We start from the raw sequence: 20,989 nt of genomic DNA, 5'->3' as shown, positions 1-20,989 counted from the left end.
AGGAGCGCCCTCATGAGCTTCCGCATCCAGCCCGCCGCCCCGGCCCGTCCCAACCGCTGCCAGTTGTTCGGCCCCGGCTCCAACACCAAACTCTTTGCCAAGATGGCCGCCTCGGCTGCGGATGTGATCAATCTGGATCTGGAAGATTCCGTTGCTCCCACCGACAAGGACATTGCCCGCGCCAATGTCATCGAGGCGCTGAACACCGTGGACTGGGGCAACAAATACATGTCGGTCCGCATCAACGGTCTGGACACGCCCTATTGGTACCGCGACGTGGTCGATCTGCTGGAACAGGCCGGCGACCGTCTGGACCAGATCATGATCCCCAAGGTCGGCTGCGCCGCCGATGTCTATGCCGTCGATGCGCTGGTCACCGCCATCGAGAACGCCAAGGGCCGTACCAAACCGATTTCCTTTGAGGTGATCATCGAATCCGCTGCGGGCATCGCACATGTGGAAGAGATCGCCGCCTCCTCTCCGCGCCTGCAGGCGATGAGCCTTGGCGCCGCCGACTTCGCCGCCTCCATGGGCATGCAGACCACCGGCATCGGTGGCACTCAGGAAAACTACTACATGCTGCATGGCGACACGCGGCACTATTCCGATCCGTGGCACTGGGCCCAGACCGCCATCGTCGCCGCTTGCCGCACCCATGGCGTTCTTCCGGTCGATGGTCCCTTCGGTGATTTCTCGGATGACGACGGCTATATCGCACAGGCCAAACGCTCGGCCACGCTGGGCATGGTCGGCAAATGGGCCATCCATCCGAAACAGATCGCCCTGGCAAACGAGGTCTTCACCCCCTCGGAAGAAGCCGTCGCCGAAGCGCGAGAGATCCTGGCCGCCATGGAACAGGCCAAGGCCAACGGCGAAGGCGCCACAGTATACAAGGGACGCCTGGTCGACATCGCTTCGATTAAACAGGCCGAAGTGATCGTCGCACAGTCAGAGCTGATCGCAAAAGGCTGACCTTTGAACGCAGCTGACCATGGGGCGTCCGGAATCCGGGCGCCCCATTTTTATTCCGCATTCGCCAAACACATTCAATTTTTTTGATACATATCAACTCAAGAACCCTCCAGTGCTGGAATGTTGCCGCATAACGAAACCGACAGAATCGGCAACCACTGGTGACGACATGAAAAAAGCCCTTCTTTCCGCAGCTCTTCTTCTGGCAACTGCGACCGCCCTCCCCGCCCAGCAGGGCAAGAACCGGAGCGAGCTCTCGGCGCCCATCGTGCGCCTGACGCCGCTGATCAAACAGAATGCCTCCGCGCTTGGCCTGACGGCAGAGCAACGCGCTGATCTGCAGAACTGGCTGGCGACCAGCCCGCCCAAACGCAAGGCTCTGGAAGCCGAGGCAATCGCAGCCCGCGCCGCCCTGCGCACCGCCATTCTGGACGGTGCCCCGGCAGAGGAGCGCGCCAGCCTTGCAGCCAAGGTCGGGGAGTATGAGGTCAAGCTGGTGACCATGCGCTCCAACTGCGCGGACCACTGGCGCACGGTTCTGACCCCGGAGCAGTTCGCGCAGGTCGTGGCCATGGCGAAGAAACAATAGCCCGAGATCAATCTCTGAGGCGGCCCCGTTGCCTTTGGCGCCCTATTCGGCGACAAATTGACAGAAACGCGGGGCCGACATGACAGATCTGACACTCTTCCACACCGCAGATGTGCATGTGGCGACATTCGATGCCCTGGCACCCGAGGCGAACCTGACGCATGTGGTGCGCACCGACTGGCTTGAACGGGCCCAGACCGGCGTCGATGACGACCTCCGCCAGGAAATTGCCGAAGCGATCCACGCGGCGAAGGGACCTGCCTTGTGCACCTGCACCACCATCGGCGCAGTGGCTGAAGAAGCAGGCGCCACGCGAATTGACTGGCCGATGATGCAACAGGCCGCGGGCACCGGTGGCCCGGTGATGCTGGTCTATTGTCTGGACAGCACCCGCCTTCCCTCCACCGCCCTGCTGGAACGCGCCTTTGCGAAACAGGGCCGCGCGCCCGACATCCGCACCCTGCCTCTGACCGGCCTTTGGCACCATTTCACCAACGGCGACACCGAAGAGTTTCACAAACAAGTCGCCACCTGGGTGAGTACAAGCCTCACACTTACGCCTGGCACCGCTTGCGTGGTTCTCGCGCAAGCCTCAATGGCTGGCGCAGCCGCGCTGATCGACAGCGATGTACCGGTGCTGACCTCGCCCGAGACCGCCATGACCGCCCTTCTGGGACAGGGTTAGGCGCGCATATCCTTGGGCGACCCCATGACCACATAGGTTGTGATCCCCGTGACATAGGGCGAGGTGCCCAGAATATCGGTGTGAAACCGTTTGTAGCTGGGCAGATCCGCGCATTCGACCCGCAGCAGATATTCGATGGTGCCGGTGATATTGTGGCATTCCACCACTTCGGGCGCGGCCTGCATGGCGCGCTCAAACGCCTCTTGCGCCTCCTTCGTGTGTTCGCCCAGGCCGACACCGATATAGGTGACAAAGCCCACCCCCATCGCCTCGCGGTTCAGCACGGCCTTGTAGCCGGTGATGACTCCGGCGCGCTCCAGATCCTGCACCCGGCGCAAACAAGCCGAGGGCGACAGGCCCACACGCTCAGCCAGCTCCAGGTTGCTGATCCGCCCGTCGCGGGACAGTTCCTGCAATATCTGCTGATTTATGCGATCATTTTTAGCCATTGGTTGCAATTTTTCGCAGCTGACGCACAAAAACGCAATTTCATTCGGGCATTGACGCGCCAAATTCTCGCCATGACATACGATCTTCTCCTCGCGCTTGCGCTCTTCGCCTTTGTCTCGTCGATCACGCCGGGACCGAACAACCTGATGCTGATGGCCTCAGGCGCAAATTTCGGCTTTCGCCGCACCATCCCGCATATGCTGGGGGTGGCGTTGGGGTTCGTCTTCATGGTCGTTCTGGTCGGCGCCGGTCTGGTTGGGATCTTCGAAGCCTTCCCAGTCAGCTATACCGTGCTGAAGGTCGCCTCTGTGGCCTATCTTCTGTATCTGGCTTGGAAGATCGCCAACGCAGGACCTGCAGAAACCGGCGAAGGCAAGGGCAACCCGATGACCTTCCTGCAGGCCGCCGCCTTTCAATGGGTCAACCCAAAGGCCTGGGCGATGGCCCTGACCGCGATCAGCGTTTATGCCCCGGATCAGACCCTTTGGGCGATCCTTCTGGTGGCGGCGCTGTTTGGGGCGGTCAACCTGCCCTCGGTCAGCTCCTGGACCCTGCTGGGGCAGCAAATGGCGCGGGTGCTGACCAATCCACGCCGCCTGATGCTGTTCAACTGGGCTATGGCGGCGCTGCTGGTCGCATCGCTTTACCCGGTGATCTGGCCCGCGTAACGCCACCGGCCTGCGCCGCCGCGAGCCACCGGGGACAAGACAGATGCGTGTGGCGAGTTGCATCCGGCGCCCGACAAGGCCATATATCGCACAAACCGCGCACCGTAAGGCGCTCAGTGAGGCGACATGACCCAGTATCTGGAATTTGAAAAACCGCTGGCCGAGATCGAAGGCAAAGCAGAAGAACTGCGCGCCCTGGCCCGCACCAACGAAGAGATGGACGTGGCCGATGAGGCCGCCGCGCTGGATGCCAAGGCCGAACAGCTGCTGAAGGATCTCTACAAGGACCTGACGCCCTGGCGCAAATGTCAGGTCGCGCGCCATCCCGAGCGTCCGCATTGCCGCGACTATATCGATGCGCTTTTCACCGAATACACGCCGCTGGCCGGCGACCGGAACTTTGCCGATGATCTGGCGGTCATGGGCGGTCTTGCTCGTTTCAACGATCAGCCGGTGATGGTGATCGGCCACGAAAAGGGCGCCGATACCAAGACCCGCATCGCGCATAACTTTGGCATGGCCCGCCCCGAAGGCTACCGCAAGGCCGTGCGCCTGATGGAGATGGCCGGGCGCTTCGGCCTGCCGGTCATTACGCTGGTGGACACCACCGGCGCCTACCCCGGCAAAGGCGCCGAGGAACGCGGCCAGTCCGAAGCCATCGCCCGCTCCACCGAAATGAGCCTGCAGATCGGCGTACCGGTAGTGTCGGTCATCATCGGTGAAGGTGGATCCGGCGGCGCCGTCGCCTTTGCCACCGCCAACCGGGTCGCCATGCTGGAACATGCGGTTTATTCGGTGATCAGCCCCGAAGGCTGCGCCTCAATCCTGTGGAAGGATGCCGAGAAGATGCGCGAAGCCGCCGAGGCGCTGCGCCTGACCGCGCAGAACCTTCTGGAACTGGCCGTCATCGACCGGATCATCGCCGAACCGCTGGGCGGTGCCCATCGGGATGCCTCCGGCACCATTGCCTCGGTCGGCGCAGCAATCTCAGCGATGCTGGATGAGCTGAAGGACAAGGACGGCGCTGCCCTGATCAAGGACCGCCGCCAGAAATTCCTCGATATCGGCTCCAAGGGCCTCGCGGCCTGATGTGACCTGACCGCGGCGCCGCAACAGCGGCGCCCGGCCCAACGGGCCGCAGGGTTTCGCAGAAACACCAAGGCCGGGCGGGAGCGCCCCTCCCCACCATTCACAATCACACCTGGATTGGTTTTCCGGCGCCCTAGCCCGCCAGCAGGCGCAGACCCTGCGTCACATCCGACCGCACCGCCAGCCGCAATCCCGGCTCATCCCCCGCCTTCAATGCCGCGATGATCAGCTTGTGATTATGCGGCGGTTCGGTCCGGCGAAGACGGCCATAAAGCGCCCGCATGGTCGGCCCCAGTTGCAACCAAACCGTTTCCGCCATCGCCAGCATCGCAGGCGCCTGCGCCCGCAGGTACAGCGTGCGGTGAAATTCCAGATTGGCGCGGATGTATCCCACCGCATCGCGTTTCGACACCATTTCGGCCACGGTGACATTGATCGCCTGCAGCCTGTCGATCAGCGCCATGTGGGCCCGCGGCAGCGCCCGGCTCGACAATTCCACCTCCAGCAGCGACCGCAGCGCTGCAAGCTCCTCGATCCGTTCGTTGCTCAGCTCGGGTGTCGACACCCGCCCCGAGGAGGACAGGAACAAGGCCCCCTCGGCCACCAGGCGGCGCACCGATTCCCGGGCCGGGGTCATGGAAACATCGAACTCACGTCCAATCCCGCGCAGGGTCAGCGCCTCGCCCGGCGCGATCTCTCCGTGCATGATACGCGTGCGCAGCGCCCGGTAGACGCGATCATGGGCTGACGACAGCCCGTCGGATGTGGAGCGGGTAGACAAGGTCATGGCCTGTTGTGATCACAAATGAAACCAAGGTCAATGCGCCACGCGCGCACATCCTTGATGGCACCACCTTGGTCAGTCCGTGAACCGGTAGCGGTGCAACTGGCTGCCATTCTCCCTCAACCATCTGCGCGGCGCCTCATGATCGCCGAAAAGGTCCTGAACCACGGCCCAGAAATCTGCCGAGTGGTTCATTTCCTGCAAATGCGCCACCTCATGCGCAGCCACATAACGCAGGACCTCTGGCGGGGCGAGGATCAGACGCCAAGAAAACATCAGCGCCCCGGCCGAGGAACAGGACCCCCAGCGCGAGCGCGTGTCGCGCAGAACCAGCTTGTGAAACGGACGGCCCAGCTGCGCCGAATAGGCATCCGACGCCGCGGCCAGCCGATCCCGGGCCAATTCCCGAAGGTAGCGTTCCAGCGACCGGGCCGGCCGGTCACCAGAGACCGCGATCTCATCCCCGGCGACCCGCACGCCCCGCGCCTGCCCGCGCACGACCCGCAAGTCGCGCCCAGCCACCGGCAGCACCGTTCCAAATGTCACCGCGACCTGTCCGGGATGACGCGCCAAATGCCCGCGGATCCAATCTTCCTTCTCGGCGGCAAATTCCAGGGCCGCGCGTTCAGGCAGAGACTTGGGCAATGTCAGCGTGACCCGACCGTCCAGCGCGGAAATCCGCAGGCTGATCCGACGCGCACGCGCGGAGCGACGCAGAAGCAGTGGCACCGGAGGGTCCCCCGGCAGATGATGGGCGCTCATCGGCTCTCCCTTGCAGGCAAAGGCTTTGACAGTACCATCCCCATATGGCAAGGCACCTGAATCGTCGATACGACTCACCAGTAAATCAAGGGGATCCACATGCCCAAGGAAGAATGGGGTGTAAAGCGCGTTTGCCCAACCACCGGAAAACGCTTTTATGACCTGAACAAGGACCCGATCGTCAGCCCCTACACGGGCGAGGTCGTTGCCCTCGACACCGGCAAGAGCCGCATGATCGAAGCCGACTCGGAAGACGCTGCGTCGATGAAGGCCAAAGAGAACATGGACGGGGACGACGCAGTTCTGGAAGATGACGAAGACGTCGATCTGGATCTGGGCGATGACGTTCTGGACGATGATGACGATGACGACAACGTCTCGCTCGACGAGATTGCCGACGTCGCATCCGAGGACGACGAGTCCTGATCCAAGGCCCGCGTATGGGCCCGGATGCCGCCAAATGGCGGATTGACCGGGGCGGTTTCGGCCCCGTTTCACCCGGGCCCGGATGGGCCACAAAAAAACTCTGAATGATGGTGCATTTTGCACTTGCAGCCTGCTCCATCGTCCCTTAAACGACCACTCACACCGGATGAGGTAACAGCCAAGCCGGATGTGAATGGGGCCTTAGCTCAGTTGGGAGAGCGCTTGCATGGCATGCAAGAGGTCAGGGGTTCGACTCCCCTAGGCTCCACCATTCACCCCCAGACATCGTAAACTGTTCAGCCTTCTAGGCATGTATTTTGCGAGCCTCCCGCTTTCGACCTATGGGCAAATCAGGGATGCTCAGCCTGCGTCAATCCAAGGCGGTTCAATCCGGTCACCGTTCACCCGCACCTCATCCTGCTCATTGTCGAGCACGACAGGATTGTCGTAGATCTCCAGCGTCGGGCGCACACCAAAGCGCCCCTCCATCCAGTCCGCCCATCCTTCATTGAACCAGGCTTCGGCATCCGCACGGGTATCGAACTCGTAAATTCCGCCACCACCTGCGTCGCTGTTGAGGAAATACTTACGCCTCAAACCCTTGACGTCGTGGAAAATCTTTGTCGCTTCAACGGATTGGCGGGCAACCAGATCCGCATCCCGTTTCGGTCCTTCCAGCGGAATTCTGACGATGGCGATGATCATGACGATGGCCCTCCCCTGCTCGTTAATGGGCACGAGACAAGTCTAAGGCCATCGTCCGTTTCAAGACAATGACCCCTGTCAGCCTTGAGGCAGGGACTGTGTTATCGCCACGTCCAGCTTGTCGACCACCTCGGTGATCTGATCCCCCGAAATGATAAAGGGCGGCGCCAGAAGGATGTGATCGCCGTTGCGGCCATCGCGGGTGCCCGACATCGGATAGCAGATCAGCCCGGCTTCAAAAGCGGCCTTCTTGATCTTCCCCGCCAGCCCAAGTGACGGGTCAAAGGGCGTCTTGCTGTCGCGGTCACGGACCAGCTCGATGCCCCGGAACAGACCACGCCCGCGAATGTCGCCGACATTGGGATGCTGGCCGAACCGCTCCTGCAGGGCAGATTGCAGGCGATCGCCCATCGCCGCGCAGCGGGCCACCAGATCCCGCTCCAGCATCTGGCTCACCACCGCCAGCCCGGCCGCTGTGGCCACCGGATGGCCGATATAGGTATGCCCGTGTTGGAAAAAGCCGCTGCCGCCTTCGATGGACTCGTAGATCTGGCGGGAGCACAGCATTGCCCCGATCGGCTGATAACCGGCGCCCAACCCCTTTGCGATACACAGGATGTCGGGCGCGACACCGTCGGCGTCACAGGCAAACAGATGACCGGTGCGCCCCATGCCGCACATGACCTCATCCAGGATCAGAAGCACGCCATATTTGTCGCAGATCTCGCGGATGCGTTTGAAATAGCCTTCGACCGCAGGTACCGCCCCGGATGTGGCACCCACTACCGGCTCGGCCATGAATGCCATCACGGTTTCGGGGCCAAGACGCAGGATCTCCGCCTCCAGTTCATCCGCGGCGCGCTGGCCATAGTCAAAACTGCTCTCGCCCTCGGCCCGGTCCACGTATTCATAACAAGGCGCGATATGCGACACGCCGATCAGCAGCGGATCGAATTGCTGCCGCCGCCAGGCATTGCCCCCCGCCGCCAGCGCCCCCAGCGTATTGCCGTGATAGCTTTGCCGCCGGGCAATCAGGTGCCGCCGCTCCGGCTCCCCCTTTTCTAGGAAATACTGTCGTGCCAGCTTGATCGCCGCCTCGGTCGCCTCGGATCCGCCAGAGACAAAATAGACCCGGTCAAGATCGCCCGGCGCATTGGCTATCAGCAGATCGGCGAGCGCCTCGGCCGGTTCCGAGGTCATGAACCCGGTATGGGCAAAGGCCAGCTGTCCCACCTGCTGCTGCACCGCTGCGATGACTGCCGCATCGGAATGGCCAAGGCAGGACACCGCCGCGCCGCCCGATCCGTCGAAATACCGCTTTCCTGTCGAATCAATCAGATAACAGCCATCGCCCCCCACGGCAGTGGGCAGGTTCGCCTTGGTATGACGGGGAAATACATGAGACATTTTCAGCCCTCCTTGAGGCTGTGACCGGCATCCTGTGCGGCCCTGACCAGCGCCGCTACCGAGGCTGCATTGTCCTGCAGCATCTCGCCCTCCGGCGTTTCAATATTATTCTCAAATCCGATTCGCGCATCCCCTCCGGCAGCAATCGCCGCCAGCAGGCAGGCCCGTTCGTTGCGGCCAAAGGCGCAGGCGGTCCAGTTGAGTCTCAGATCCGCTGCCGCCGACAGAAACCCGGCCATATCCTCCGGCTGCCCCAGCACCGGCGGTGCGTAGCTTCCGAGGACAAAGATCGCATCGCGCATCGAGGGCGGCACCGTGCCATCGCCGTACCATTCCTTCAGCTGCGCGATACAGGACGACCCATACAGGATGTGCTGAACCCGCGTTCCGACCTCAGCACTAAATGCATAGGCCCGCGCGGCTACTGCCAGATCCCGCGCCATTTCCCGGACCGAGACCGAGGCCGCCGCCGGGCGCAGCTGCATCAGGCAATGTAACTGGTCCTTGGGAGAGAAGAGACCCGCGCTTTCGGTGGTGATCTGCACCTTCATGCCGGGCGCCGCCTCCTGCACCGCTTCCATCGCCGTGCGATAGCGCCCGACGTCCAGCGAATGTCGGCCCTCCTCATCCCGCACATGCAGGTGCAGCGCCCCTGCTCCGGCCACATAACAGTCCGCGGCCGTCTGCGCGATTTCCTCAGGTGTCACCGGCAGGTTCAAATGATCCCGCTTGCCACGCCGTGCCCCACTCGGGGCAACCATCACTGTGAACTCCGCCACGCCCATTCTCCGCTGGCCAATGCTGCGCCCGACCATGATGGGAAAAATGCACGCTCTCAATTAGCACACGAAAGAACACACGTTCTTTTGATCTGCACCGGATCGCGATATACTGGAAAACCCGCGTTTATCCCTGGATCACCCGCCCCGGAACACGGCCACGCCCGGTTTTCGGGCAACCTGGCGGGCCACATGCGGAAAACCGCTGGAGCATAGCGCCGCACCCAAGGCAAAGAACGTAAGTTCTGCCCTTGAAAACAGGGGCCTGATGCGGGCGGCGCAGAAAACCCGCTGCACTGGCCACAAAGCTCATCACCATCTGGACCTAGTGCAAGCGGCAGATTTGGCGTTTCGTCAAACTCAGGAAAGTCCGGCTTGCCCTTATGCGCGCCGGACCAGAACACCACTATTTAGGGAAGGACATGTCATGGACGGCACGTTCAACGAAAACGACCTCAGCCGGGTGATTGACGCCGACAAGGCGCATGTCTGGCACCACCTGATCCAGCACAAACCTTTTGAGACCAGCGATCCCCGGATCATCGTCGAAGGCAAAGGCATGCGGATCTGGGACCAGAACGGCAAGGAATGGCTGGACGCGGTCTCCGGTGGGGTCTGGACGGTGAACGTCGGCTATGGCCGTGAGGAAATCTGCAAAGCGGTCTATGACCAGTTGATGAAGCTCTGCTATTTCGCGCAGTCCGCAGGTTCTATTCCCGGCTCGCTCTTTGCCGAAAAGCTGATCGAGAAGATGCCCGGCATGAGCCGCGTCTACTACAACAACTCCGGCTCCGAGGCGAACGAGAAAGCCTTCAAGATGGTGCGCCAGATCGCGCACAAGAAATACGGCGGTAAGAAGCACAAGATTCTCTACCGCGACCGCGATTACCACGGCTCCACCCTGGCGGCGATGTCGGCGGGCGGCCAGGATGAGCGCAACGCCCAATACGGCCCCTTTGCCCCCGGTTTCGTGCGCGTGCCCCACTGCATGGAATACCGCAAGCACGAGCTGGGTCTTGAGCATCTGTCGGGCGAGGAATTCGGCATCGCGGCCGCCAACCTGATCGAAGAGGTTATCCTGCGCGAAGGCCCCGACACCGTTGGCGCCCTCTGCTTGGAACCGGTGACTGCCGGCGGCGGCGTGATCGAGGCCCCCGAAGGCTATTGGCCGCGGGTGCAGGAGATCTGCAAGAAATACGACATCCTGCTGCACATCGACGAGGTGGTTTGCGGGATCGGTCGTACCGGCACCTGGTTCGGCTACCAGCACTACGGCATCCAGCCCGATTTCGTCACCATGGCCAAAGGCGTCGCCTCGGGCTATGCTGCGATTGCCTGCATGGTCACCACCGAAGAAATCTTCGAGATGTTCAAGGACGACGCGGACGATCCGATGAACTATTTCCGTGACATCTCCACCTTCGGCGGCTGCACCGCTGGTCCCGCTGCCGCGCTGGCCAACATGCAGATCATCGAAGACGAGGGCCTGCTCGACAACTGCACCGCCATGGGCGAGCGGATGATGAACAACCTCAAGGGGCTGCAGGAAAAGCACCCGGTGATCGGCGATGTGCGCGGTAAGGGTCTGTTCCTCGGCGCCGAACTGGTCACCGACCGCGAGAGCAAGGAACCGGTGGACGAGAAACAGGCGCAAGCCGTCGTGGCCGAGGTCGGCGCCCAGGGCGTTATCATCGGCGTCACCAACCGTTCGATCCCCGGCAAGAACAACACCCTCTGCTTCAGCCCGGCGCTGATCGCAACGGCCGAGGACATCGACGCCATCACCGATGCGGTGGACGTGGCCCTGACCAAGGTCTTTGGCTGATCAGGCCAATTGGGCTACTTAGATTTTTGAAAGGCGGCCCTTTTGCACCGGGCCGCCTTTCCTCTTTTCTGGCAGGGCGACACAGCACAAGGAAGCCCGCCATGCCCGGCCCTCTCTGGATGACAGCATCCACCCTGACCTCGGACAAGGTGACACTGGCACCGCTCACACAGGATCACGCCCCGGATCTGGCAGAGGCTGCGGACGATGGCGCCCTGCACCGGCTCTGGTACACTACGGTCCCCACACCGGACCGGGTCCCGGCAGAGATCGACCGCCGCCTCGCGCTTCAGGAGGCTGGATCCATGGTGCCCTTCGCCATCCTCGACCCACAGGGCCGCGCCGTGGGCATGACAACCTATATGAACATCGATCACGGCAACCGTCGCGTCGAAATTGGCTCCACCTGGTACCGCAAATCGGTACAGCGCACCGGGATCAACACCGCCTGCAAGCTCATGATGCTGCGCCACGCATTCGAAGACCGCGATGCCATCGCGGTGGAATTCCGCACTCACCGCCTGAACCGGCAAAGCCGCGCCGCCATCGAACAACTCGGCGCGCAGCTGGACGGTACCCTGCGGGCGCATATGATCATGCCTGACGGCAGCCTGCGTGATACCGCAGTCTACTCCATAACCGCCGCCGATTGGCCCGCGGTCCGCGCAAACCTGGAATTCATGACCCAAAGGTGATCCCCCCGCGGGTCAAGGAGGCCGCAAGGCCCCGCCGTCAGGCGGCTTGTCCTTGACGCGCAAATCTTAAGACACTCGGAAACGGCCCTTACGGGGCAGACCTGCCCCGTAAGGGCCATCTCAGCACGAAAAAGCGCCGCGCGTCAGCGCGGCGCCTGGCCCAACGGGAGAGGGGCAATCTTCGATTGCCGCGATCCGGGCGGGAGCGCCCCTCCCGCGCCCCCTCACAGCATCTGAAACAGAATGCCGGACAGGATTGCACCGCTGACCCCCAGCCCCAGATAGGCGGCAAAGACCTGCGGCTTCACCAGCGACCAGACCGCAGCCATGGCCGGGATCGAACTCACCGCACCGGCAATCATAAAGGCCATCGCCGCCCCAGCGCTCATCCCCTGCTCTATCAGTCCCGCCAGCAGCGGCGGCGCCACGTAGGAGTTTAGGTAGGCCGGCATACCCACCAGCGCGGCCACGGCAATCGGCACCACGCCTTCACCGCCGACCAGACCCGCAATGACATCCGCCGGGACATAGGACACCAGCAGCGCCTCCAGCACATAGGCCAGCGCCAGCCACTTCAGCAGGAACAGACCGTTGGCGACAAATTCGCTGCGGAACCGTTGCCGACGCTCAGGTTCGGACCAGAAGGCCCAGACCGGCTTTGCATCGGCCTTTGGCGCACCGCAGCCGCAACAGCTGGTTTTCTGCACCTGCTTCAGCGGGTTTGCAAAGACACCATGGCCCATCAGCGCCTTGATCGCGAAGCCCCCGAACAACCCCAGCGCCACGGCAGCAACCGCCTTGCCGATGGCAAAGGGCCAGCCCAGCGCCCCAGCAGTGATCAGCAACGTCGGTGGATCGATCAGCGGCGAGGACAGCCAGAAGGCCATGACAGCCGACAACGGCGCGCCCAAAGCCAGCAGCCCGGCGATAAAGGGAATGACCTCGCAGGAACAGAAGGGCGCCAGTCCGCCAAACACCGCCGCAAGAAAGATCATCCGCACCTCGCGCCCCTCAAAGGCCCGCGCCACCAGAGCTTCGGCGCCGGTTGCCTTCAGATACGCCAGTAGCAGCACAGCAAACAGGATGTAACGACCGGTATGGGCCAGCGCATTCAGCGCAAAGATCACAATGGTCTGGAAATTTCCCATATCCAGCACCGCAACAGAAACCAGCAGCGCCACGATCACGGCCCAGGGCGTTTTGAGCCAGCGCAGCAGCGCCTGCGAGGCCCCGAGATTTTGAGTGAGATCAGCCATCGTTTGCAGCCTCCTGCATTTGATCCGAGCAGCATTCACAGAGAATGAAGTCCGCCAGCGCCCGCAGCCGGTCGAAATCGGCCCGGCTAATCGTCGCGCGTCCCACCTTCTCCTGCACCACGACACCGGCGCCCGAAAGAAATTTCAAATGATGCGCCAGCGTCGAGGGCGCGATGCCCGTGCGGGTCTGAATGTCCTGAACCCGCAATCCATCGCGCCCTGCCCGGACCAGACAGCGCAGGACCTTCAGACGCGCCTCTGACCCCATGGCCGCAAAACCACCTGCTGCTTCTTCCCACTGCATGACATGCTCCAATAAAACCATAAAACTAGTTATTTCGATTCTACATTCAAAATCAAGCTCAAAAAATCATCCGGGACGGTAAGTCCAGATTGCGCTCCCCCTAAGGCCAGCCTACTGTCCCGGAATGGCAATTTCCGTCGACACATTCTTTCTCAACCCGGATGCGCAGGGCACGCTTCAGGCGCAGATCCAGGAGATGATCGCCGAAGGCGTTCTGTCGGGCCGTTTCCGGGTCGGAGAGAAGCTGCCATCCTCGCGCAAACTGGCCAGCCACCTTGGCATCAGCCGCATCACCGTGACGCTGGCCTATACGGAACTTCTGGCCAATGACTATCTGACGTCGCGCGGGCGGTCTGGGTATTACGTCTCGGAAAACGCGCCGGTGCCGCCCAGTTACACGCCGCCGCAACGCTCTGATGACGCGGTAGACTGGTCGCAGGCCATTGCCCGCACCTTTACCGGTGGCGATACGCCCCGCAAACCGCGCGACTGGCGCAACTACCGCTATCCTTTCATCTATGGTCAGGCCGATGCCTCGCTGTTTGATCATGCCAACTGGCGGCTTTGCGCGCTGCGGGCGCTGGGGCAGAAAGACTTTGCCGCGCTGACCAACGACTATTTCGATCAGGATGATCCCCTGCTGATCGAATATATCGCCCGCCACACCCTGCCACGCCGTGGTGTCACCGCCCGCCCCGAGCAGATCCTGATCACCCTCGGGGCGCAGAATGCCCTGTGGCTGGTGATCCAGCTTTTGCTGAACCGGGGGCGCAAGGCGGCGATCGAGGATCCGACCTATTACACCCTGCGCGATCAGCTCACCCATGTGCGCTGCCAGATGGATTGCATTCCGGTGGATGCCTACGGCCTACCGCCGGAGCAGATCGCGGAAGACACCGACGTGATCTTCTGCACCCCGAGCCACCAAAGCCCGACCACCGCCACCATGCCCATGGCACGGCGCAAGCAACTGCTGGAGCGCGCCCGCGAGATCGACGCGGTGATTGTCGAGGACGACTACGAGTTCGAGATGTCCTTCCTCGGCGCCCCCTCCCCGGCGCTCAAATCCCTGGATACCGACGGGCGCGTGGTCTATGCCGGCAGCTTTTCCAAATCGCTGTTTCCGGGGCTGCGGCTTGGCTATCTGGTGGGCTCCGAAAGCTTCATCCGTCAGGCCCGCGCCCTGCGCGCCAGCGTGCTGCGCCACCCGCCCGGGCACATTCAGCGCACCGTTGCCTATTTCCTTTCCCTCGGGCACTACGATTCCCAGATCCGCCGCACCGCCAAGGAGCTGCACAACCGCCGCCTTGTGATCGAAGAGGCCATAGCCGCACACGGACTTTCGGTCTCGGGTGTCGGCGTCTACGGCGGCTCATCTCTCTGGATGCGGTCACCTGAAGGTGTCGATACTGCCGCCGCTGCCGAGCGGCTGAAGGAAAAGAGCGTCATTATCGAACCCGGCGCGCCCTTCTTTGCACCGCAACACCGCAAGCAGAACTATTACCGGCTGGGCTATTCCTCGATCCCGGCAAGCCGCATCGAACCCGGGCTGGCGCTGCTGGCCGATGCGCTGAAGCAATCCTGAAGTCACCCTGACATAGGTGCAGGGGTGCGCGTCTGCTGGCCTTGATGCTTCCACTGCGACCGCGCAATATCTGGCTCTAATCCGGATAGGTATCTGGCCCTAACCCCTCCCCCTCCGACAGCCTAAACCGGATATAACGCCCGGCGCCTGTCCGGCCCTGTCAGCGTCTCACCAGGAGAACACACCATGAAAATGACCACCGAGGAAGCCTTTGTCAAAACCCTGCAAATGCATGGGGTTGAGCATGCTTTCGGGATTATCGGCTCGGCGATGATGCCGATTTCGGACCTGTTTCCCAAGGCAGGCATCACCTTCTGGGACTGCGCGCATGAAGGCAGCGCCGGCATGATGGCCGATGGCTACACCCGCGCCACCGGCAAGATGTCGATGATGATCGCCCAGAACGGCCCGGGCATCACCAACTTTGTCACTGCCGTCAAAACCGCATACTGGAACCACACTCCGCTGCTGCTGGTCACCCCGCAGGCGGCGAACAAGACCATCGGTCAGGGCGGTTTCCAGGAAGTCGAGCAGATGAAACTGTTCGAAGACATGGTCGCCTATCAGGAAGAGGTGCGCGATCCCTCCCGCGTGGCGGAAGTTCTGAACCGGGTGATCATGCAGGCCAAACGCGCCTCGGCCCCGGCGCAGCTGAACATCCCGCGCGATATGTGGACCCAGGTCATCGACGTTGCTCTGCCCGCCATCGTCGAATTCGAACGCCCCACCGGGGGCGAAACCGCACTAACGCAGGCGGCTGAGCTGCTGTCGAACGCCAAGAACCCGGTGATCCTGAACGGTGCCGGTGTGGTGCTGTCCAAGGGTGGCATCGCCGCCTCCAAGGCGCTGGCCGAACGTCTGGATGCCCCCGTTTGCGTTGGCTACCAGCACAATGACGCCTTCCCCGGATCGCATCCGCTGTTCGCAGGTCCGCTTGGCTACAACGGCTCCAAGGCCGGTATGGAACTGATAAAGGACGCCGATGTGGTGCTCTGCCTTGGCACCCGTCTCAACCCCTTCTCGACCCTGCCCGGCTATGGGATGGAATATTGGCCCACCGAAGCCAAGATCATTCAGGTCGACATCAACCCGGACCGCATCGGCCTGACCAAACCGGTCACGGTCGGCATCGTTGGCGATGCGGCCAAGGTGGCAACGACGATCCTAAACCAGTTGAGCGACAGCGCTGGCGACGAAGGGCGCGCGGATCGCAAGGCGCGGATCGCCGAAGCCAAGTCCCGCTGGGCGCAGCAGCTCAGCTCGATGGATCACGAGGATGACGATCCCGGCACCACCTGGAATGAACGCGCCCGCGCCGACAAACCGGATTGGATGAGCCCTCGCATGGCCTGGCGCGCGATCCAGTCGGCGCTGCCCCGCGAGGCGATCATCTCTTCCGACATCGGCAACAACTGCGCCATCGGCAACGCATATCCGTCCTTTGACGAGGGCCGCAAATATCTGGCGCCGGGACTGTTCGGTCCCTGCGGATACGGTCTGCCTGCCGTGGTCGGCGCCAAGATCGGCTGCCCGGACGTGCCGGTTGTCGGCTTCTCCGGCGACGGTGCCTTTGGCATCGCCGTGAACGAACTGACCGCGATTGGCCGCGATGAATGGCCCGCTGTCACTCAGGTGGTATTCCGCAACTACCAGTGGGGCGCAGAGAAACGGAACTCGACCCTGTGGTTCGATGACAACTTTGTCGGCACCGAGCTGGATCAGCAGGTCTCTTATGCCGGGATCGCCAATGCCTGCGGCCTGAAAGGCGTCGTCGCCCGCACCATGGAAGAGCTGACCGCTGCGTTGGCACAGGCGGTCGAGGACCAGAAGAACGGCATCACCACCCTCATCGAGGCGATGATCAACCAGGAACTGGGTGAACCGTTCCGCCGCGACGCCATGAAGAACCCGGTCGAGGTCGCTGGCATCTCTGCCGACGACATGCGTCCGCAGCAGGTCGGCTGAACGCAATGATGCTGCCCTTTGATCTGCCATTTGATCTGAATGGAGGTAAGGGCGCCTATCTGGCCGCCGCATTGTTTGTGGCGGCCTTTATCCGTGGCTATTCGGGATTTGGCTTCTCGGCGATCTTTATCATTCTGGCAGCGCTGGTGACCAACCCACTGCCGCTAATCCCGGTGGTCTTTGCTTGTGAAATCACGATGACCGCCTTTCAGGCGCGCGGCATCCGGCCTCATATCGACTGGCAGCGGGCACTGTTGCTGCTGGGCGGGGCCGCCATTGCCACGGTTCCCGCCATCGCCATCATGTCCCGCCTGGGCGAAGATCACGCCCGGCTTGCCATATCGGGCCTTGTGCTGATGCTGAGCCTTGTCCTGCTCAGCGGCTGGCAGCTGCGCCGCCCCATCGGGGGCAAAGGCAACCTCGGCGTCGGTCTTGTGGCCGGAATTGCCAACAGCGCCGGTGTCGGCGGCCTGCCCGCTGCCGCGTTTCTGACAGCCCAGCCCATCCCCCCGGCCGTATTCCGCGCCACCATGATCGTGTTTCTGACCGGTATCGACATGATGGCCCTGCCGGTGATGGCGGCAAACGGGCTGACCGGGGTCGACACGCTTTACGGGGTGCTGCTTGCCTTTCCCATCCTTGGCGCCGGGATCTGGACCGGCAGCCAGCGCTTTGCCAGCGCCGACCAGAAGAATTTCCGCCGTGGTATCGTGCTGTTGCTGACCGTTCTTTCGGTGCTGAACATCGTGCGGGTGCTCTGATGGCCGATGCACGGGTTCTGATCCTCAATGCCGGATCCTCTTCCATCAAATTCGCTGTCTTCGACAGCGCGTTCGAAGAGCAGGTGCAGGGTCTTGCCGACGGGATCGGCGGCGCCTCGCGGCTGATCGTGGACGGCGCCGAGACCGAAATCCCCTTTATCGACCATAAGGCCGCGCTTTCGGGCATCCTGAACGCGCTGGCGGATCGCGGCATCACGGCAGGCAGCTTGACGGCGATAGGCCACCGGGTGGTGCATGGCGGACGCAACCTGACCGCCCCCACCCGCATCACGCCCGAGGTCCGCGCCGAGATCGCCGATTGCACCCCGCTGGCGCCGCTGCATAATCCGCACAGCCTGGCCGCCATCGACACCATGGGGGAACTCGCCCCGGACCTGCCGCAGTTCGCCAGTTTCGACACTTCGTTTCACGCCACCAATCCCGATGTGGCGACACGCTATGCCATCCCGCGGATGATCGAAACGGAGGGCATCCGCCGCTATGGCTTCCATGGGCTGTCCTACGCGGCACTGGTGCGGCGCCTGCCGGACCTCTCTGGTGATAAACTACCCGCCCGGCTGCTGGCCTTTCATCTGGGCAATGGCGCCTCGCTTTGTGCTATCCGGGGCGGGCAATCCATCGCCACCACCATGGGCTATTCACCGCTGGACGGGCTGACCATGGGTACCCGGTCGGGCGGCATCGATGCCAACGCAGTTCTGCGCCTCGTGGAAGACAACGGGCTGGAACGCACCAAGGCGATCCTCAATCACGAAAGCGGGCTTCTGGGCCTATCGGGTGGCAAATCCGACATGCGCAAGCTGATGCTAGACCCCAGCGCCGACAGCGCCTTTGCCATCGATCACTTCTGCTACTGGACCCTTCGTCATGCGGGCAGCCTGATTGCCGCGCTCGAAGGGCTCGACGCCATCGCATTCACCGGCGGTATCGGAGAGAACGCCACCGCCATCCGCGCGCGAGTTCTGCGGAGCCTTGAATGGATTGGTGTGCGCATGGACCCCGATGCCAATGAGGCCCGCCAGATGGCGCTGCATTGCCAGTCTTCAGCGGTGAAGATCTGGGTGATCCCAGCCGATGAAGAGCGCCAGATCGCCATGGACGCCCTTACCCTGATGCCGGAGGCGACATGAGCTGCGCCCAGCATATCCCTCAGACCTGCGCGGCGGTCAGCACCGTTGCCGCGACGATGTCGTCAACGCTGGCGCCACGGCTAAGATCGCAGACCGGGTGGGCAAAGCCCTGCAGGAACGGCCCCAGCGCCTGCGCGCCTGCCAGTTCTTGGCACAGCTTGTACCCGATATTGCCCGCATCCAAGCTGGGAAAGATCAGCACATTGGCATCCAGAGCCTCGATCCCCTTCTTGGCGGCAATGGCACCGTTCAGCGCCGCATCCGCCTGCACCGGCCCAGCAAAGCCCGCAAGCTCGGCTGCTTCGCGCACCCGCGCCACGCTGTCGCCGTCACCCGATGTGCCGGTGGAAAAGGACAGCATCGCCACCCGCGCCGTGCCCAGCAGAGCCTTGGCGGAGGCCGCCGAAGCGCGTGCGATATCGGCAAGTTGCGCCGCATCGGGTGCCACATTTACCGCGCAGTCAGCAAAGACCAGTTCGCGCCCACCCGGAAACACCATCAGGAAGAACGACGAGGGCAAGGACACCCCGTCGGCCAGCCCGATACCGATGCTGGCGGCCTCGATCACCCGGCGGGTGGGAACATCCGCGCCTGCGACCATCGCATCTGCCTCGCCCAGCGCAACCATCGCGGCAGCGCGGTACAAGGGTTTGGAAACCATGCGTTTTGCGATCGCCTCTTTCAGACCGCGCGCGGTAACCAAGGCCTCCACATGGGCCTCGGACGGCTCCGCCAGCGGCAAGGGGTCGCACAGGCCGTCGGCGCGCAGACGCTGCGTGGCCTCTGCCACCCGTGCGTCTTCCATTTCCGGGAAAACCACCCGCGCCCGCCGTGCCTTTGCCGCCTCAAATGCATTTTCCAGAACAGTCATATCATTCTCCCTTACCCCACGAAGGAGCCAGCAATGAGCGAAAACGTCAAGATCAACCGCGGCCTGAAAGGCGTCTACTTCGAACGCTCCGGCGTTTCGGACATTGATGGGGCCAAGGGCGAGCTGAGCTATCGCGGCTATTCCATCCACGATCTGGCTACCCATTCCACCTTTGAAGAGGTCTGTTACCTGCTGATCTACGGCGAGCTGCCAACCGCAGGGCAACTGGCGGATTTCGATGCCGATCTGAAAGCGGCGCGGGTGCTGCCGGATGAGATCCACGCAATCATCCGCGCCTGCAAGGACGGCCACCCGATGGATGTGCTGCGCACCTGTGTGTCGGCCCTTGCAGCGTTAGAGCCTGCCAGCCAGCAGGTCGGCGAGGAGGCCTTCCTCGCCAATGGCGTGCGTCTGACCAGCCAGGTGCCGATGATCATCGCCGCGCATGAAGCAATCCGCAACGGCCGCGATCCCGTGGCGCCCGACATGACCCTTGGCCATGCAGCCAACTGGCTGTGGATGCTGAAGGAAGAAAAACCCAGCGCGGATGCCGCGCGCCTGGCGGATGTGGATTTCATTCTGCACGCCGAACACGGCTCCAACGCCTCCAGCTTTGCTGCCCGCGTCACAGTGGGTACCGAGGCTAATCTTCATGGCGCCATCGTCACGGCGCTGTCGACCCTCGCAGGTCCGGCCCATGGCGGCGCCGCAGAAGACGTGATGAAAATGGTCCACGAGATCGGCACCCCGGACAAGGCCGCCGCCTACGTGAAGGCCAAACGCGCCGCCAAGGAGGCCGTCACCGGCTTTGGCCACCGGGTCTACCGCAAGGAAGACCCCCGCGCCCGCCACATGCGCGAAGGTGTCCGCAAGCTGGGCGAGGAGATGGGCGCCCCCGAATGGTACGAAATCCTGCAGGCCGTGGTCGAGGCGATGTCGCCCTATGCGCGCCACGGCCTTAACGTGAATGTCGATTTCTATTCCGGTGTGATCTACCAGCTGCACGGCATCCCGATGGACCTCTATGTGCCGATCTTCGCCATTGGGCGCATGCCCGGCTGGGTGATCCAGTGTGTCGAGCAGCAGCGCGGCAATATCCTTATCCGACCGCTGACGCTGTACAACGGGCCGGAACCGCGCGGTTATGTGCCGATTGCAGATCGCTGATCCCCACCAATACGATTTCAAAGAACAGATTCCCGGAAGAGCCGGGAAAAACAGAAAACTCTCGCGCAGCAGACTGATCCGACCTAGCCTGCC

At 62.6% G+C, this 20,989-nt stretch carries 22 protein-coding genes and 1 tRNA gene; 14 read left to right on the top strand and 9 right to left on the bottom strand.

The genetic code is table 11. The features are described from left to right. The first annotated feature begins 12 nt into the window (after positions 1-12). The 3 genes from AC5SSZ_RS00900 to AC5SSZ_RS00890 all read left to right on the top strand — a co-directional run bounded on the left by AC5SSZ_RS00900 (position 13) and on the right by AC5SSZ_RS00890 (position 2,246). Positions 13-972, top strand: a complete 960-nt coding sequence (locus tag AC5SSZ_RS00900; RefSeq protein WP_065271331.1) for an L-malyl-CoA/beta-methylmalyl-CoA lyase — start codon at positions 13-15, stop codon at positions 970-972. A 169-nt stretch (positions 973-1,141) separates the two neighbouring features. Continuing rightward, complete coding sequence (locus AC5SSZ_RS00895) at positions 1,142-1,561, top strand: Spy/CpxP family protein refolding chaperone (RefSeq protein ID WP_495436246.1); 420 nt, start codon at positions 1,142-1,144, stop codon at positions 1,559-1,561. Between the two features lie 79 nt (positions 1,562-1,640). Beyond that, on the top strand, positions 1,641-2,246 hold the full coding sequence (locus AC5SSZ_RS00890) for a hypothetical protein (protein ID WP_495436244.1): 606 nt from the start codon (positions 1,641-1,643) through the stop codon (positions 2,244-2,246). Here the strand turns inward: AC5SSZ_RS00890 and AC5SSZ_RS00885 are convergent. Further along, positions 2,243-2,695 (bottom strand): Lrp/AsnC family transcriptional regulator, encoded by a 453-nt coding sequence (locus AC5SSZ_RS00885; protein ID WP_065271334.1) that lies wholly within the window; start codon positions 2,693-2,695, stop codon positions 2,243-2,245. The two genes, AC5SSZ_RS00890 and AC5SSZ_RS00885, sit on opposite strands and share 4 nt — an antisense overlap. 72 nt (positions 2,696-2,767) lie before the next feature. Here AC5SSZ_RS00885 and AC5SSZ_RS00880 point away from each other — a divergent pair, with 72 nt between their 5' ends. Together AC5SSZ_RS00880 and AC5SSZ_RS00875 are read left to right on the top strand one after the other, a co-directional pair. After that, positions 2,768-3,364, top strand: a complete 597-nt coding sequence (locus AC5SSZ_RS00880) for a LysE family translocator (protein ID WP_065271335.1) — start codon at positions 2,768-2,770, stop codon at positions 3,362-3,364. A 126-nt stretch (positions 3,365-3,490) separates the two neighbouring features. Further along, positions 3,491-4,453 carry an acetyl-CoA carboxylase carboxyltransferase subunit alpha gene (locus AC5SSZ_RS00875; protein ID WP_274829753.1) on the top strand — a complete coding sequence of 321 codons (963 nt, stop codon included), beginning with the start codon at positions 3,491-3,493 and terminating at the stop codon, positions 4,451-4,453. Between the two features lie 133 nt (positions 4,454-4,586). On the opposite strand, the gene AC5SSZ_RS00870 is transcribed toward AC5SSZ_RS00875, so the two are convergent. Further along, a complete protein-coding gene (locus AC5SSZ_RS00870) occupies positions 4,587-5,240 on the bottom strand; it encodes a GntR family transcriptional regulator (protein WP_274829754.1) in 654 nt (217 codons plus the stop codon). A 72-nt stretch (positions 5,241-5,312) separates the two neighbouring features. Continuing rightward, positions 5,313-5,999 (bottom strand): M48 family metallopeptidase, encoded by a 687-nt coding sequence (locus AC5SSZ_RS00865; RefSeq protein ID WP_495436240.1) that lies wholly within the window; start codon positions 5,997-5,999, stop codon positions 5,313-5,315. A gap of 99 nt (positions 6,000-6,098) precedes the next feature. Here AC5SSZ_RS00865 and AC5SSZ_RS00860 point away from each other — a divergent pair, with 99 nt between their 5' ends. Both AC5SSZ_RS00860 and AC5SSZ_RS00855 read left to right on the top strand, forming a co-directional pair. Continuing rightward, positions 6,099-6,425: a TIGR02300 family protein gene (locus tag AC5SSZ_RS00860; RefSeq protein ID WP_065271339.1), complete on the top strand. Its 327-nt coding sequence runs from the start codon at positions 6,099-6,101 to the stop codon at positions 6,423-6,425. Positions 6,426-6,620: 195 nt separating this feature from the next. Beyond that, a tRNA-Ala gene (locus tag AC5SSZ_RS00855) sits at positions 6,621-6,696 on the top strand. 89 nt (positions 6,697-6,785) lie between these two features. Here the strand turns inward: AC5SSZ_RS00855 and AC5SSZ_RS00850 are convergent. From AC5SSZ_RS00850 to AC5SSZ_RS00840, 3 genes are all read right to left on the bottom strand, one after another. Then, positions 6,786-7,130, bottom strand: coding sequence for a hypothetical protein (locus AC5SSZ_RS00850; RefSeq protein WP_133245363.1), 345 nt, complete (start codon positions 7,128-7,130; stop codon positions 6,786-6,788). 78 nt (positions 7,131-7,208) lie between these two features. Continuing rightward, positions 7,209-8,537 carry an aspartate aminotransferase family protein gene (locus AC5SSZ_RS00845; RefSeq protein ID WP_495436237.1) on the bottom strand — a complete coding sequence of 443 codons (1,329 nt, stop codon included), beginning with the start codon at positions 8,535-8,537 and terminating at the stop codon, positions 7,209-7,211. Positions 8,538-8,539: 2 nt separating this feature from the next. After that, the gene (locus AC5SSZ_RS00840; protein ID WP_495436234.1) at positions 8,540-9,316 is read right to left on the bottom strand and encodes a beta-keto acid cleavage family enzyme; all 777 of its coding nucleotides are present in this window, start codon (positions 9,314-9,316) and stop codon (positions 8,540-8,542) included. Between the two features lie 427 nt (positions 9,317-9,743). Between AC5SSZ_RS00840 and AC5SSZ_RS00835 the strand changes: the two genes are divergently transcribed. Continuing rightward, positions 9,744-11,141: an aminotransferase family protein gene (locus AC5SSZ_RS00835; protein WP_495436231.1), complete on the top strand. Its 1,398-nt coding sequence runs from the start codon at positions 9,744-9,746 to the stop codon at positions 11,139-11,141. A 101-nt stretch (positions 11,142-11,242) separates the two neighbouring features. Continuing rightward, positions 11,243-11,836, top strand: a complete 594-nt coding sequence (locus AC5SSZ_RS00830) for a GNAT family N-acetyltransferase (RefSeq protein ID WP_495436229.1) — start codon at positions 11,243-11,245, stop codon at positions 11,834-11,836. Between the two features lie 224 nt (positions 11,837-12,060). Here AC5SSZ_RS00830 and AC5SSZ_RS00825 read toward each other — a convergent pair whose 3' ends face one another. Continuing rightward, a complete protein-coding gene (locus AC5SSZ_RS00825; RefSeq protein WP_495436227.1) occupies positions 12,061-13,092 on the bottom strand; it encodes a permease in 1,032 nt (343 codons plus the stop codon). Then, positions 13,085-13,396 carry an ArsR/SmtB family transcription factor gene (locus tag AC5SSZ_RS00820; RefSeq protein ID WP_274832649.1) on the bottom strand — a complete coding sequence of 104 codons (312 nt, stop codon included), beginning with the start codon at positions 13,394-13,396 and terminating at the stop codon, positions 13,085-13,087. Before AC5SSZ_RS00820 ends, AC5SSZ_RS00825 begins: the two co-directional genes overlap by 8 nt. A gap of 124 nt (positions 13,397-13,520) precedes the next feature. Here AC5SSZ_RS00820 and pdxR point away from each other — a divergent pair, with 124 nt between their 5' ends. The 4 genes from pdxR (at position 13,521) to AC5SSZ_RS00800 (ending at position 18,858) form a co-directional block, all read left to right on the top strand. After that, positions 13,521-14,981: a MocR-like pyridoxine biosynthesis transcription factor PdxR gene (gene pdxR, locus AC5SSZ_RS00815; RefSeq protein ID WP_495436225.1), complete on the top strand. Its 1,461-nt coding sequence runs from the start codon at positions 13,521-13,523 to the stop codon at positions 14,979-14,981. A 186-nt stretch (positions 14,982-15,167) separates the two neighbouring features. Next, complete coding sequence (xsc, locus tag AC5SSZ_RS00810) at positions 15,168-16,946, top strand: sulfoacetaldehyde acetyltransferase (RefSeq protein WP_495436223.1); 1,779 nt, start codon at positions 15,168-15,170, stop codon at positions 16,944-16,946. 5 nt (positions 16,947-16,951) lie between these two features. Beyond that, positions 16,952-17,707 carry a TSUP family transporter gene (locus AC5SSZ_RS00805; protein ID WP_495436219.1) on the top strand — a complete coding sequence of 252 codons (756 nt, stop codon included), beginning with the start codon at positions 16,952-16,954 and terminating at the stop codon, positions 17,705-17,707. Continuing rightward, the gene (locus AC5SSZ_RS00800; protein ID WP_495436217.1) at positions 17,707-18,858 is read left to right on the top strand and encodes an acetate/propionate family kinase; all 1,152 of its coding nucleotides are present in this window, start codon (positions 17,707-17,709) and stop codon (positions 18,856-18,858) included. Before AC5SSZ_RS00805 ends, AC5SSZ_RS00800 begins: the two co-directional genes overlap by 1 nt. 19 nt (positions 18,859-18,877) lie before the next feature. Here AC5SSZ_RS00800 and AC5SSZ_RS00795 read toward each other — a convergent pair whose 3' ends face one another. Beyond that, the gene (locus AC5SSZ_RS00795) at positions 18,878-19,729 is read right to left on the bottom strand and encodes a phosphate acyltransferase (protein ID WP_274866803.1); all 852 of its coding nucleotides are present in this window, start codon (positions 19,727-19,729) and stop codon (positions 18,878-18,880) included. Between the two features lie 33 nt (positions 19,730-19,762). On the opposite strand from AC5SSZ_RS00795, the gene AC5SSZ_RS00790 reads away from it, so the two are divergent. Then, complete coding sequence (locus AC5SSZ_RS00790; RefSeq protein ID WP_495436214.1) at positions 19,763-20,896, top strand: citrate/2-methylcitrate synthase; 1,134 nt, start codon at positions 19,763-19,765, stop codon at positions 20,894-20,896. Positions 20,897-20,989: the final 93 nt, after the last annotated feature.

Source organism: Phaeobacter sp. CC-HEC084, assembly GCF_059429255.1.
This window is presented reverse-complemented; position numbering and strand designations above follow the sequence as displayed.